14 protein-coding genes are annotated in these 13,307 nt (G+C 30.8%); 7 read left to right on the top strand and 7 right to left on the bottom strand.

The features are described from left to right. Positions 1 to 11: 11 nt before the first annotated feature. The 4 genes from F1Z66_RS10230 to F1Z66_RS15535 all read right to left on the bottom strand — a co-directional run bounded on the left by F1Z66_RS10230 (position 12) and on the right by F1Z66_RS15535 (position 3,866). Positions 12 to 440, bottom strand: coding sequence for a hypothetical protein (locus tag F1Z66_RS10230; RefSeq protein WP_149863522.1), 429 nt, complete (start codon positions 438 to 440; stop codon positions 12 to 14). 849 nt (positions 441 to 1,289) lie between these two features. Then, positions 1,290 to 2,612, bottom strand: a complete 1,323-nt coding sequence (locus F1Z66_RS10225) for an FAD-dependent thymidylate synthase (RefSeq protein ID WP_149863521.1) — start codon at positions 2,610 to 2,612, stop codon at positions 1,290 to 1,292. A 76-nt stretch (positions 2,613 to 2,688) separates the two neighbouring features. After that, positions 2,689 to 3,636, bottom strand: a complete 948-nt coding sequence (locus F1Z66_RS10220) for a hypothetical protein (protein WP_149863520.1) — start codon at positions 3,634 to 3,636, stop codon at positions 2,689 to 2,691. Positions 3,637 to 3,716: 80 nt separating this feature from the next. Further along, on the bottom strand, positions 3,717 to 3,866 hold the full coding sequence (locus tag F1Z66_RS15535; protein ID WP_154670541.1) for a hypothetical protein: 150 nt from the start codon (positions 3,864 to 3,866) through the stop codon (positions 3,717 to 3,719). A gap of 368 nt (positions 3,867 to 4,234) precedes the next feature. On the opposite strand from F1Z66_RS15535, the gene F1Z66_RS10215 reads away from it, so the two are divergent. After that, on the top strand, positions 4,235 to 4,465 hold the full coding sequence (locus F1Z66_RS10215; protein ID WP_149863519.1) for a hypothetical protein: 231 nt from the start codon (positions 4,235 to 4,237) through the stop codon (positions 4,463 to 4,465). Between the two features lie 723 nt (positions 4,466 to 5,188). Here F1Z66_RS10215 and F1Z66_RS10210 read toward each other — a convergent pair. Then, positions 5,189 to 5,416, bottom strand: coding sequence for a hypothetical protein (locus tag F1Z66_RS10210; protein ID WP_149863518.1), 228 nt, complete (start codon positions 5,414 to 5,416; stop codon positions 5,189 to 5,191). 1,231 nt (positions 5,417 to 6,647) lie between these two features. Between F1Z66_RS10210 and F1Z66_RS10205 the strand changes: the two genes are divergently transcribed. Further along, on the top strand, positions 6,648 to 6,905 hold the full coding sequence (locus F1Z66_RS10205) for a hypothetical protein (protein WP_149863517.1): 258 nt from the start codon (positions 6,648 to 6,650) through the stop codon (positions 6,903 to 6,905). Between the two features lie 363 nt (positions 6,906 to 7,268). Here F1Z66_RS10205 and F1Z66_RS10200 read toward each other — a convergent pair whose 3' ends face one another. Both F1Z66_RS10200 and F1Z66_RS10195 read right to left on the bottom strand, forming a co-directional pair. Next, positions 7,269 to 7,631 carry a hypothetical protein gene (locus F1Z66_RS10200; protein WP_149863516.1) on the bottom strand — a complete coding sequence of 121 codons (363 nt, stop codon included), beginning with the start codon at positions 7,629 to 7,631 and terminating at the stop codon, positions 7,269 to 7,271. A gap of 4 nt (positions 7,632 to 7,635) precedes the next feature. Beyond that, positions 7,636 to 8,202, bottom strand: a complete 567-nt coding sequence (locus F1Z66_RS10195) for a winged helix-turn-helix transcriptional regulator (protein ID WP_149863515.1) — start codon at positions 8,200 to 8,202, stop codon at positions 7,636 to 7,638. Positions 8,203 to 8,825: 623 nt separating this feature from the next. On the opposite strand from F1Z66_RS10195, the gene F1Z66_RS10190 reads away from it, so the two are divergent. The 5 genes from F1Z66_RS10190 (at position 8,826) to F1Z66_RS10175 (ending at position 12,581) form a co-directional block, all read left to right on the top strand. Beyond that, positions 8,826 to 9,143 (top strand): hypothetical protein, encoded by a 318-nt coding sequence (locus F1Z66_RS10190; RefSeq protein WP_149863514.1) that lies wholly within the window; start codon positions 8,826 to 8,828, stop codon positions 9,141 to 9,143. A 34-nt stretch (positions 9,144 to 9,177) separates the two neighbouring features. Next, positions 9,178 to 9,330 carry a hypothetical protein gene (locus F1Z66_RS15530; RefSeq protein WP_154670540.1) on the top strand — a complete coding sequence of 51 codons (153 nt, stop codon included), beginning with the start codon at positions 9,178 to 9,180 and terminating at the stop codon, positions 9,328 to 9,330. Positions 9,331 to 9,986: 656 nt separating this feature from the next. Beyond that, entirely contained in the window at positions 9,987 to 11,042 is a 1,056-nt protein-coding gene (locus tag F1Z66_RS10185; protein ID WP_149863513.1) for a hypothetical protein, read from the top strand. A gap of 556 nt (positions 11,043 to 11,598) precedes the next feature. Then, positions 11,599 to 11,910 (top strand): putative quinol monooxygenase, encoded by a 312-nt coding sequence (locus tag F1Z66_RS10180; RefSeq protein WP_149863512.1) that lies wholly within the window; start codon positions 11,599 to 11,601, stop codon positions 11,908 to 11,910. A gap of 200 nt (positions 11,911 to 12,110) precedes the next feature. Then, positions 12,111 to 12,581, top strand: a complete 471-nt coding sequence (locus F1Z66_RS10175; RefSeq protein ID WP_149863511.1) for a hypothetical protein — start codon at positions 12,111 to 12,113, stop codon at positions 12,579 to 12,581. The last annotated feature ends 726 nt before the right edge of the window (positions 12,582 to 13,307 follow it).

The following is a 13,307-nucleotide window of genomic DNA, read 5'->3' as shown; positions in this document are numbered from 1 at the left end:
TCTCAATTTATCTAGTTTGGACTGAAGAATTTTTTAGTTTCAACATACGCGTCTCCTAAAATCCCTGAAGTTTCATTTAATACCGAACTGGCCGATTTCGATTTGGCGATCTTTTGAGTTACATTCCCTAGAAATTCTCCTGTTTCAATTATGGCCCCCTTTATTGATACTGAAGCCTCATCTTTAGGTGATTTGGATACATTAATGTTATTTGGGGATGGATTGGATTGATTAGTTGTAGTGTTTGTGAGACCTTGATTAGTTGTAGTGTTTAGTTGTGTCTGTGCAGAAACATAAAAATTGGTTGCTGCAGTTAATACCATTCCAAAAATAAATATTGCTCCCAAGTTCATGGTGAGTTTTTTTACATTCTTCATTTTCTTTCTTAATATTAATACTGCATCTAACTTTATATCCTTAAATATATAGATACTTGACAAATAATGCTTTCTTATGACGGAAAAAGTAAATGCATCCACCAATATGAAATACTGACTCCAATAACCATGTATGAAACTAAATTGCTTTAATACTCCTGAAAATGGATATTCTATTTTATCTACACATTTGTTGCAGAAATGATAAAAACATAAGTGCATGAAAAAGTTTTAAGGGTATCCAATTCTATCGTCCAAACCTCAACTGGGTACACCTCACATTGAAAACAATCCTAAATACTGATTTAATGAAATTCTTTTAATTTTTCTATTTATTCACTAACTTCCAGATATTGCCCTAATCAAACGATCTTAATTTTCTAAGTCACTGGAAATCTATGTCCATCAATGCTTACCTAAATTACCATATGCTATTTGGGCACAAAATTGTGCTTTATTCCGCATCAGCTTTGCGAAACTGAATAAAAGTAAGGTCGCATTCTCTAATGAAGAAGAAAAAGAGGTTGATTTCGCTAAAAATAAGTATCTATGTAATAAAAGCATGAATGTAAACTATTCGGTAGGTAGGATAATATTTTTGATTAATAAAATAGTATTTAAATCAGTTATTTCAATTCTAAAACCTAAAAGACCATCAAAATACCTTATACTAGACAAAAAACAAGAATTTTTTACTTGAAAAAAATTTTATGAGGTTTTTTAGATTGTTATATAATTTAATACATGAATTAACAAATTCTTCAAAACATACTACTTGGTATTGTCTTTATCTTATATTTTCTTGATTTGTATAAAATATGTGTCCTGATCGAAATTCCATATAAATTTGGTTGATGTTGATATTTATAGTCTTCACTATAGGCTGAGTGGATAAAAAAGATGAGTAAATTTCTACAGACCAGAGTTCATCTTTTTCATCTCTGATTTTAGTCTTCCTAATCCGATTTCCTTATCTGTGCGCCAATCCGCATATGGAAATAACTGTTTCTTATCTATATTCAAATCTCTTGCGATCATCTTTCCACATTGTTGAAAAATTTGCCTGTAGTTAAAATGTCCTTGTTCTTGTGTTCTCAATTCTATTGCATGGGTCCATTGTCTCAAATTCCCTTTAATGGTTATATCAATTGTATTGCTCATCGGCGATGATAACAAAGTAAGTTCTTGTTCTTCAGATTGATAGTTATCCCATCTATTAATAATAATGGTAAAATATCTATGTCTCTGGATATCTCTAAATGTTGCCAAATCTACATTTGGAATTGTTATTGTAAAGTCGAGCATTTCATATTCCCGGACTGGTTTTATTTTCTTGATCCTATCTATTTGTTCGATATATGGGAGATAATCCATCGTCGGGCCAATATCTGGAGTATAAATTAACTCAAAATTCTCTACTTTATTAACATGAGGTGCGACAAATTCATCATCTTCTATTATTTGAAGTTCTAATTTTGAAGAATAAATGATGTTTTCGGATTTTACTAAATAATCTATTTTATCTTGACTAAAAATGGAAGGAAAGTTATCTTTGAACAGAGTTATTAGTGGGTCAATTAAATCTCTTACATATAGAGAAGACTCATTACGAACTTTTTCTTTTGTCAAAATATTTAGCCATGATCTTAAGTTAGACATGATTCCTATAGAAGTAAAAGTGGATAGTGGTAACAAGGTTCGACACTCGTCTAACGCTCTTGCTCTTAGTGCTCTTACTACTGCTTTATTTGTAAGATCTGTGATTTTTAACTCTTTGATTAATCTATCTTCTGTATTTTTAATTTCTAGGTTATAGTCTTGAATTTGTTGCTTGGACCTTTGATTAAATGATTCAGTTGCATTTGAATTGTGTTTAGGCTTGTAGTAATCAAAAGCTTTTACATATCTTGTGGATTTCTCTATGGCTGATAGTGTCCTATAATGCAAGATATACGTACTCCATAATATCGGAATATTTTCCAAACAAACTGCGAATCCAAGAGGAACTAGCTCGGAGATCGATTCATCTCCATATTGACCAAATACCTTTGCATAAAACTCTTTCCCTCTATCATCATTAGTTACAAATTCTTCTTGATATAATGTCTCTGCATCTTTGTCACTCCTAGAATATCTGGACAATAGTGCACCTAAATCTACTTTGTCCTTAAGTGTTTGGGCATTTATGAAAAAGATGTTTTTAGGATGGGTCTTAGATCTTACAAATTCTAACACAGTTGATTAAACATCTCCTAAACCAAAATTTCTATTCTCTTGCATTTTAATCTTCTAAAATAAAAAAAATACACTACTACAGATCATTTTTTCCTTCTTTCTCTTTTTTTCTCTTTACTAATCCAAACATTTCTCTGGCAAATGCCCCCACAAATGCACCTGCGAATATACTTATGAACTGACCATAAGTAGCCCAAAATTCTTTGAACTGATCCTCGATATCCATTGGAGGAGTTATTGTTACTGTAAGATTGACTGGTTGTGTTAAGTAACCTGCGGTAGGATATTTTTTTGATAGTGAAAATTTCGGATCCAAAGCCCCGCCTAGGGGGGCTATGAAGGTTGGTTTAGTCGTGGTTGCCATCGAGGGTTCCCTTATTGTAGCTATAAGAGGAAATGTGTAAATCCCAAGGGGTGTTTGCTCTGGAACTGTTATCTTAATTAACGGTGGTTGATTTCTTTTAATATCTACATGAATCTCACTTGAGTTAAAACTAGGAACAAAGTTGTTTCCGAATCTATTAGTGTTGAATGAATTTGCAGAACCTACGGTTATATTTATTACATCGTTAGAAAATCCTGATGTGGACTTTATCCTTGCAGGAATTAGCATGTTTTCTCCTTGTCTTATTGTTATGTCAGATGGTGAAGTTGATATTTGTAGAATAGGGGGAGGAATAGTAACCCAGTTTGTAAATTGTCTTACCTCATTTGATTTGTATGATTCTGCAGTATAAAAGAGTATGCTATATTCACTAGGGAAATTAATTGAATCCAAATCTAGGTTCAAATTTACATATCCAGGACCCATCGAAGATCTGCCGTGAGTATGAGTGAAATTTGTCTCTGAACCAACTAGTTTGTACCCTCCCGTGGTGGATAATTGGTAAAGATATCCACTTAAATTTCCATCCAAGGATTCAACATAGAGATCATAGTCTGCACCATTGAAACCTGTCTTAGTGTTTGAATCAGCATCGACTAGCATTCCGTAAGTCAATTTTCTTTGTGAATTGTTGTCCATCAGATTGAATGCAGAAATATTGTTGAAACCTGATCGTAACCAAATAGTAGAATTAAATGTCTCCCCATTGCTAATATAATTTACAGCGAGAATATCGGTATACTTGTTTTTAAATTCTCGCTACTGTTGCCGTAAGTTTGTACCCAATCTCTATTCTCATTTATCAATTCCTGAAGTTCAAATGAAGGTGATGATGCAAATGATGTTTCGACGATTGATTTAGAATCCATAATTAACAATAACGACAAAAACAAACCAAATGTAGCATAAATAAATAAATGATGTATATTAAACTGTGTTTACCTCTAAACATGTATTGGAGTCATTGATAACTAAAAACCTTCTCTTGTTTTTACTGGACGGTAGATTACTAGAGCAAATTAGAAAGATATATTATAAAATAACTGGTAGAACAAATGCAAATATTTTTTCTTCAATTTGAACACGATAATATTTGATAAATACCACTGTTGTTTTGGCTAAAATGGACATCCGATTGTTGTAGTTACTTTTATTAAATGATGTAGAATTGTTAGATTATTTTTTTTCATAACAAAAGGTGGGAGGTTTTAAATGCGATAATGCAAATGAATGACATGTGACTAAAATAATTAAATTACAAGTCATACCATCGTCCGAACCTCAAACTCGATTAATTTCTACACTTGATGAAAGAAATGTTGTTTACAGGGGGGCAGAATTAGAGTCTCATGTATGTGGTAATTGTGGATTTGTCTTGATGCACGATACTATTGTATACAATTACTATGATTTAGTTATAAAATGTCCTAATTGTAAGTCCTTCAATGGGGCACCAACTGAGTACTAAATATTTAGATAGAACTTTGTCCTCAAGATATATTTAATTGAATTGTTATGAAATGGATCAACAAAGCAAATCATTAATTACGATTTGTAAATCCTGATTTTCTGCTAGCATGATTCGCTTTAAAAAGTCGAGTTCTCCATGATCATTTGGTACATATCCTTATAACGAGAATCAAATGATAAATCGGCCAGTCATGGTTGTTTAAATACAATTGATTTACTCTCATTACGTCACCATAAGACATATGTTTATGCGTATTAATAATATGATTATCTGATTCTTATTTTTTCTTTATTTCCAATCCTATTAAATGTAAATGTTGTTTGTAAAATGAAACGAGAATTTAATTATGCACAGTAAATATTCATTAAAAATGATGCTTATTAACTTGAATATTCTAAGAGACGATCTTAATTTTTGATTGTACTGGTATACTATTGAGAATATCAGTGATCATCAGTTGATAATTAATCGTGCGATAACGTTATTTTTCTTTAATTTACTTGTTTTCTTCTGCCCAAAAAATGATTCTTAATCACTACTTTATGCCCAAACTATTCGAAATCTTGCAAGAGATCAATAAATCATACCAATACGAATTGATTCCTTACTATGATTTATAAGCAGTGGTATGTTATTAATTTCAAAGAAAATCCTTATTAAACTCCATCAGTTCAGAGGAATATTATAGTCAGTGAGTATAACTATGATGGGTGTTCTTTCTTATTCTTCTTCTAGTATGTCGTAGTATAGATCAATCCTTCTCTTGAATAGTTTCAAATTGTCTAATCTCCAGTATGCATTTTTTAAGATTCGTGAATTAAAAGGTTGAGACTTTTTATAAAATATTATTTCGGCTTCTACCATATTAATCAAAAAATCTGCATATTTGTTATTATCCTTTCTAAGTTGATGTAAAAGTCTCTTACTATAATAACTATAATTAGACATATCTATTAGTACCTACTATATAGGGTTTATTTATAAATAAGTATATAATCAGAGTCACAATATTGTCGAAATTTTTCTTTACTTAAGAATTTTGATAATTTTGGAATTCTAAATTTGTTAGGATATACGGATACCCACAAAATTTTTTGGTAATAATCTGTAATACTTCTCTAATTTGGATTGGATTGGGGGAAATAAGGAGTAAGGGGGAAGAACTTTGTTTTTAACAGTGCTTACAATAATTCAATTTCCTTTTTGAAAATCGGCTCATCCTTCTTTCACCACGGGGCAATACCAGTATGGTTAAGAATAGTTTGATAATAATGATATCAATATCAACATCAACATCTGAATCCAAATATTCAGATAGAACTCAATATGTAATTTTTTATCTACTTTGAAGTATATTGCACATTCAATATCTGTGTCTGATTTGTCATAAAGTTGATATTTATCTAATATCGATTTTAATCTGTCAAATGCAATTTCAAGTTAGCAGTGATTTACAGTAAATCATATTTTATACCTGTCTATAAACATTATAGCCGTTAAATGCTATTAATAGTATTATTATTATCACTATTTTTTGCCCCGGTCATTTTCATGTGGATAAGGCTCGGGTTTACTTTTTGTTTTAAACAAAGACCTATAAAATTGTCAGTATTTGATTGGGATTCATTGTTATAGTTGGACACATTGATAATAAAGCTTGCAAAGTGAATCTTGCCATATGATCAATTTACTTTGATAGTCAAATGAATTATGATATATCAATAATTTTTTTGTAATTCGAGATCTTGTTTTTTTAACCTCTGAGTTGAAATAGGGTGATACACTGCAGCGATCAGATAAATGGATCTAATTAGGAAACATGAATTAGTTTTGTGATATATTTGGTATATTTTGTTTAGTTTATTCTACCCGCCTACCGATTATCAATTTTGTATCGAGAGTAAAACATGAGAACATGACCTTGGGCTAATCCGCATCCAGTTTGACTTGATTCTTTATAACTACTCTGTAAAGCGTGTTTTTTTAAATACCTTATACTCAGAATAGGTTATTACCAAAAAGTAAATCAATTTACTAAAAATGCGTTATCTATATCACAATAGATCGGGAATAGTAAAATCGTGTAGAATTCTTTACTATTAGACAATACTTAAACTTGTTTACCAAAAATTCTAAAATAGCTAATATATATGGAATTATTGTAATCAAGTTTACAAGTATGAATACAGGTAAAACATTACTAGTATCAGCAGCAGTCGTTTTAGCACTTGCTTTGGTTTTAGCTCCATTGGCAATTTCAGAAGATGCATTAGCAAAAAAGAGTAACAAAGCAAAACAAGCTATTACTCAATCTCAAAAATCAAAACAAAATAGCCAAGTCGTTTCTGGTGGTAGTACCTTCTTTTCAGGAAATAACCTTAACTTCCAATTCCAAGGTAACACTGGTAATAACGCAGCTGCACAATCAAACGACTAACTTTCTTCTTTTCTTATCCAATCCAATTTTTTTTTTGAATAAAATACAAATCTTTAGTAAATTGGCATTTACTCTAAAATTTACCTTATGGATGACTCGTTGCAAACTTTGCATAGACTATAATATTTTTGACTAGACTAGATCAATAACACAAAAAAGTCTTATCCGATTCGCTGTGTTTGAACCTAACAATTTTGATGAATCGTTTGCCTTTTTTGTATATAAAAAAATAAGGTCGCTAATCCATTTAAAAATAATACCTTTGTTTCTCATATATATATACCGGATAAAGATTATGTGACTTTTGTAAGTAACAATAGAACAACTAGCCAGTTAAATTATATTTTTAAAAAGTGCAAAAATCTATCTATTTCTTTTAACTATTGACATAAAAAATAGCCCCAAAATAGCAAGAATAATTGAAGTATGGAGTAAATCTTGAAGTGGGTAAGTAATTGAATAATACCTCTCAATAATTAGTTCCAAAAACATATCAAAGGCAAATAGCGCGAAAGCTGCGGCAGCATACAAAATATTCTGCAGTCTTGTTTTTTTATAGGATGAAATTGACAGAAGTAATAATATAATTGAAAAAATGCCTATAAGTAATGTTTCAAAGTTTTCGACAATTCCGATAAACTCAATCTGTAGTGGATAATATGGGACATTAGATTGTGATGATATCATAATCATCATAAAAAAATTTAAAACAAAAATATCTGACAATTAATTAACTCCTGTCCTTATTTTCAGTATCGAATGAAAGAGATAAAAATATTTCTGCAAGTCTATCGGTCCATCTATCCCAAACACTTGGATAATAATTTTTCAACAGTTTGGTTAACAATATGGAGTCGATTTCTCCAGACAAAGTATATCTCTTAAATCTTCCATCTTTCTTTTCTTTAATCACCTTTGATTCTATTAATCTTTTTAGATTCCAATTTATGGAAGGGGAGGAGATTTTGATATTTTTAGCAATATCTGTTTGTGATGGCTGGCCTTGCTCTATAATAAACATTATTATTTTTCGAGGAGTTTCTTGATTAAGATATTTGATAATCTCTTTCTCATTGTCTTTGAAAATCCCAGTAACAAAAAAGCATTTATGAAGGCCATTTCTAGAGTAACTTATTTTATTATCCTTTTCTAATTTGTTTAGGTGATACTGTATAGTACCCATAGATATACCGAGTCCAGTTTTTATTTGTCGTAAGTACGAACCTGGATTATCTAGTATATAAGCCATAATTTTTGCTTCATTTCCATCACCCGCCCTTGACGTTTCTCCTACCAAATAGCCCTCACACTTTCAACTTCAACACTTCAAGTGATTGTTGAACCATATAAAGCATTTATACAAACCAAGAAGATTGTAGTATAATTCATTTTTAAATTGATCACTAATAAATGATTATTATTTTGATGATTACAAAAATATGATAAATTCCAAATTAGTAAAGTAAATTTAATAGAATATTTGTAACCATGGTAATTAGAAGATTAGAAGAGGAATGATGACGACAATGAATCTGCTCCACTTCATAGTACAGACATCTAATCTATGAGCATTACTAGGAAATACATGGGAAATTATATTTAGCTATTTGTATCAAATTTCTTTTTAATCTGATTCCGATATTTTATTTTATGCATTATTTGGAAGAGAGGCAGAGTTTGAAATCTGGAAAAATGAACCTGGATTTGCGGATTTTTTCTCTTGTATTTAAAAGTCCTAAGATCTTTAACGTTAACAATCTTAAAAGTAATTCGGTAGGAGTTTAAAATAAGCCGACATGCTAAATGATTTTTACATATCGGAAAATGGCTTATTAAAAAGTTTAGGTAACAGACATACATACAGGAAGTCATATTCTATCGGATATCATCTTATAACTAAAGAGGAAAGTAGATTAAAAATTGGCTCAAGAATTTCCAAATAGTATAAACGGCCGGGTTTGTCTTAGGGTTGCTATTGCGGAACCAATATTACTATGTTGCATAAACGAAGCTTCCTTTTCAGAAATATATCTAAATATTCAGAACATAGTTCCTATCCCAAAAATGATTTTGAAAATGTATATTTTCCACTTGGTTAATAACGCATTTGTATCCTACAATGGATTAAGATGCGCATACTTGACAGAGGATTGTGGTAAAGATCTACTTGAAGTGATATATAGTCAAAGGAAAAAGGCTGGTACGAATTTTAGTGATTTAGTGATCGAAATTGATTAATCTATCTGATGCTTAACTGAAGAAACGTCCTAACTTGGATTCATCCCTGTTTGAAAACATGCATTTGACTTTACCATTAGCTCAAAATAATGAGATAACCTTGGCACAAATAACAAGAGGTTTTACAGTAAATGAGCATCCCGCAAAGATCTTGCCAGTTAAACACACTAAGAACTATCGAAAATAATATCAGTCTTTTTTATTGACAATGCCATATAAGTTGTTTCAATTGGAGATATCATTTCATAAAATTTAAACACAGAGAAAGGGGTAAAAGATTTCTTAATGAAATATTTATCGAAAATTATGGTTAATGATGTAACTAGTGATTTTAAAAATACAAGACGTATTAGTTATTCATTTGCACATGAATATCTAATCTGTAAAGAGTATGGTGGAAGAAAAATAAGGGAGATTAATGTATACCACCATTTTGTCAGATATTAGACGCCGCATGAAATGATAGACTGATTCTGAAAAACATGTTCAAAACCTTTGATCGTTAATGCTATGGTTTCAAATTAATACGATGACAATCAAACATACAGAAATAGGTTCAAACATCGAATTTCTTTGCATTAATATTTGACTTTAATACATGACAAATATTTGACATACTTGATTGCAAACTATCGAATTTTTTTTCAAATTATAGTTTAGTTTGAATTAATGTATATTTGGATGGATTCATTTTCTATAAAAACTAGATGCAGTAGAACTGAATAATATTGAACACAAGCAATAATGACAGCATATAGTAGATATATTTGCAGCAAAAAAAAAAACAGACAAGTTTTTATATCTACAAAATCAAGTTAGATCGGAGATTATCAAAAGTGAAAGGTGAATATCTTCCAAAAGGGAACTTTAGTTCTACGAGAAGCCGAGATCATAGATCTCATCAGGAATAAAACTACATTAGACAGATTTCTTGAGAATCTTTTTCAGACATTAGAGAATGGTTTTGTAAATTTTGCTGCAAAACAATTTGTGAATCCTCCCCGACATGAATTCTATTTCACTAAAGGTTCGGTAGAGGCAATGTCAGCATCTGATCAAGAGTATTTCAGCTGTAAAATTGTAAATACGCACAAAGACAATCCAACGCAATATGATCTTCCTACTATAATTGCGAACGGTATACTAGTTGATGGAAAAACAGGGTATCCATTGATGATTACTGGTTCATCCATCCTGACGGCATTAAGAACCGGGGTCGCTTCAGCCATCGCAACAAAATACTTGGCAAATAGGGACTCAAAACAAATAGGTATAATTGGAAACGGTGCTCAGGCTATTCCTCAACTTCACGCTATCTCTTTTGTTAGAGACATAGAGTCCGTCTATCTGTTTGATACTGATATTTCAGCTTCAAAGTCCATGAGCAAATCTGCAAGAAAGTTTATGAAAGATCTTAATATCAGCATTGAAAGCGATATAGAAAAGCTGTGTCAAAAATCAGAAATTATTGTAACTGCCACTTGCAAAGAACATAATACTCTTCCAGTCGTCCGACATCATTGGGTTAAACAAGGCACTCATATCAATGCAGTTGGAGGAGATTCTCCAGGCAAAATTGAGATTGAACAAAAATTACTGCAAAAATCAAAAATAGTTGTCGACTTTCAAGATCAAGCTGTATATGAAGGAGAATCCCAACAGGTATTGGAGGATGGAATTTATTCTGACTTGGCAGAAGTAGTGGCAGGCAAGAAAAAAGGACGAGAAACTAGGGATGAAATTACAGTATTTGATTCCGTTGGATTTGCAATGGAGGATTTGCAGGTTTATAAGATGATCTATGAAATGGCAATTAAAGAAGGCGTTGGAACGTTCATGAATATAACATCTAAGCCTGATAATTGTAAGAATTTGTATAAATCATTTTTCAATCTCTGATTGCAAAACATTGTTCACCAATACTTTTTTTAAATTGATTGATAGTACGCAATAATTTATCTATTATTTGCATTGTTTAATAATGCCTGGTTTTACCCGTAAAGGCTATTATGCCTAAATGATCTTCCTAAAGGTTGATAAATGAATCAAAATAAGATTTTGATTATGAGAATTCTTGAATAAAATATCAGGTTGAATAAAAAATGACTAAATGGCAAGAAAATATTATATCCCAATAAATATGTCAATATATCAAATTGCTTTAGTAGTATATGCATCTTGTTAATGACAATAATCTAGCATAGGAATGGAAGATAAGAATTTTCAACACGAAGTAATGGAAAACGAATTGAAAATATAGAATCAAAGAGCATATCTTGAAAAGAAATGCAACATTATATGAACTCACAAACACCAAATAATTACAAGAATTTGTATAATGTCGTGAAGACTAGATCGCACTTTTATCAGACGAAGGAATTCTCCAAATCTAACAACTTCTGGCATAACGAGACAAAGTAATCTTTAAAAGAGATAAAATTTAAATCTAGTAAAATTGTCTAATCAAAGCAATCAGGTAAGGGTAATAGTTTTAATCCATGCAAAGGAAGGAAAAAAACAAGAATTACTCGATTTATTTGTACCTCTTGTTAATCCCCCTAGAAAGCGCGATGGCAACGTTACTTATACATTTAACATGTCTATTGAAGATCCAAATGAATTGTTGTTTGATGAGGTGTGGGAAAGTAAAGAGGCATACGACAAACACTATAACAATCAAGAGTCTGTAGATTTGAGAGCCAAAGTTCAAGATCTTATATCAAAGCCGCTTGAATACAAACTTTACAAAGAAATTACGGGTCACTAAATCTAAAGCTTTTATATTTAGAGAAGCATTTTTAAAACAAAATATTTCAATTATGTTATAATACTTAATAATTTGTGAATTTACTTCATTTATGAATAATGGTCTGTTGATCCTTCTTATTCTCAAATCTTATAACGAGCAACAAAATTAAATAATTAGATAAACCTTTGTTAGCCGTGAATAACTCAAGTATATTGATAATGACATCGAAATCAAATCAACTAAACAAAATATTTATATTTTCCTTGTTTTCCTTGTTTTCCTTTGCTGTAATCGGGATCACTGAAAGTGTTCAATATTCGTATGCCCAATCAAATAACACTTTAACACAAGGTACATATAATTCAACTTCAGACGAACCACAAACTCCGGTAGAATTTATTAAAGTTATAAGAGGCTTATTGGCTCAAACCATTACCGAATATACTAATGGCAATTACACCGGTGCAGAAGAACTTGCCACAACAGCATATCTTGATAACTTTGAGTATGTCGAATCTCCGTTAGCTGAAAAAGACAAATCATTAATGGAAACTACCGAGATAATGATGAGGGAAGAATTAAGGAAAATGATTCTAGATCAGGTTCCTCTGGAGGAATTGCAAGAACATATTGACAAAATAAATGAGAATCTAGAAAAATCAGTAGAGATCTTGTCTATGTCTGATTAAGATAAATCACTAAATCCTTTTTATACATTTACGGTTATAAACCTAAAAAGATAACGTTACTGGATAGTCTAAATATCTTTGAATAAAATATGCTTCTCCTTATAATCTATAAAATAGATTCTGTTGTTATGAATTTTGTTAAATCTTTTTTTTAAATAGGATTAAATCATTATCTTAATCCATATCCAATCCAAGTAAAATGTCATTCAAGTTAGAGATATCGTTACGAGCAAATAACAAACCTAGAAATGGTGGATTTGAAGTTCAAGGCAACGTGATGAGAACCACATAATACCACCACCACTTCTAGATATACACTACTCATACTTGATTTGCAATACTACCTAGCATATTATACCCTAAGATAAGGTATTTATGAAGTACCATTTCTTGAACTGATAAAAATATATAGAATTTATTCAAATAATATTGTATATTTAATACTAAACTGCTCGTTTCTCACTCCTAAATTAGTGTTAAAGATATTGTTCTTTGTAAATACCCTTTTTTGGTACCGTATCTGCAAAAATGGTTCTCATAATTATCTTCCGAATATTTGGTACCTCTAGTTATAACTCAAATACATAGTAATACATTAAGAGTCTATCCCAAAATTATCTTTCTATAAACAATCATAAAACAAGAGAACTGTATCAGCCCAAGATAGTTCTCAGCCTTCTTCTCATATCTGGTAAATAACTTTCTAAATCTGTTATGCCATGAATT

This window comes from Candidatus Nitrosocosmicus agrestis (assembly GCF_008389435.1).
GTDB lineage: Archaea > Thermoproteota > Nitrososphaeria > Nitrososphaerales > Nitrososphaeraceae > Nitrosocosmicus > Nitrosocosmicus agrestis.
Note: the sequence above shows the minus strand (reverse complement) of the source record. Positions and strands in the feature narration are given on the sequence as shown.

Bases quoted from the DNA above. Each gene is read 5' to 3' on its own strand.
- F1Z66_RS10220 (WP_149863520.1), bottom strand. From the start codon at position 3,636: ATGGACAACAATTCACAAAGAAAATTGACTTACGGAATGCTAGTCGAT.
- F1Z66_RS15535 (WP_154670541.1), bottom strand. From the start codon at position 3,866: ATGGATTCTAAATCAATCGTCGAAACATCATTTGCATCATCACCTTCA.
- F1Z66_RS10210 (WP_149863518.1), bottom strand. From the start codon at position 5,416: ATGTCTAATTATAGTTATTATAGTAAGAGACTTTTACATCAACTTAGA.
- F1Z66_RS10205 (WP_149863517.1), top strand. From the start codon at position 6,648: ATGAATACAGGTAAAACATTACTAGTATCAGCAGCAGTCGTTTTAGCA.
- F1Z66_RS10175 (WP_149863511.1), top strand. From the start codon at position 12,111: ATGACATCGAAATCAAATCAACTAAACAAAATATTTATATTTTCCTTG.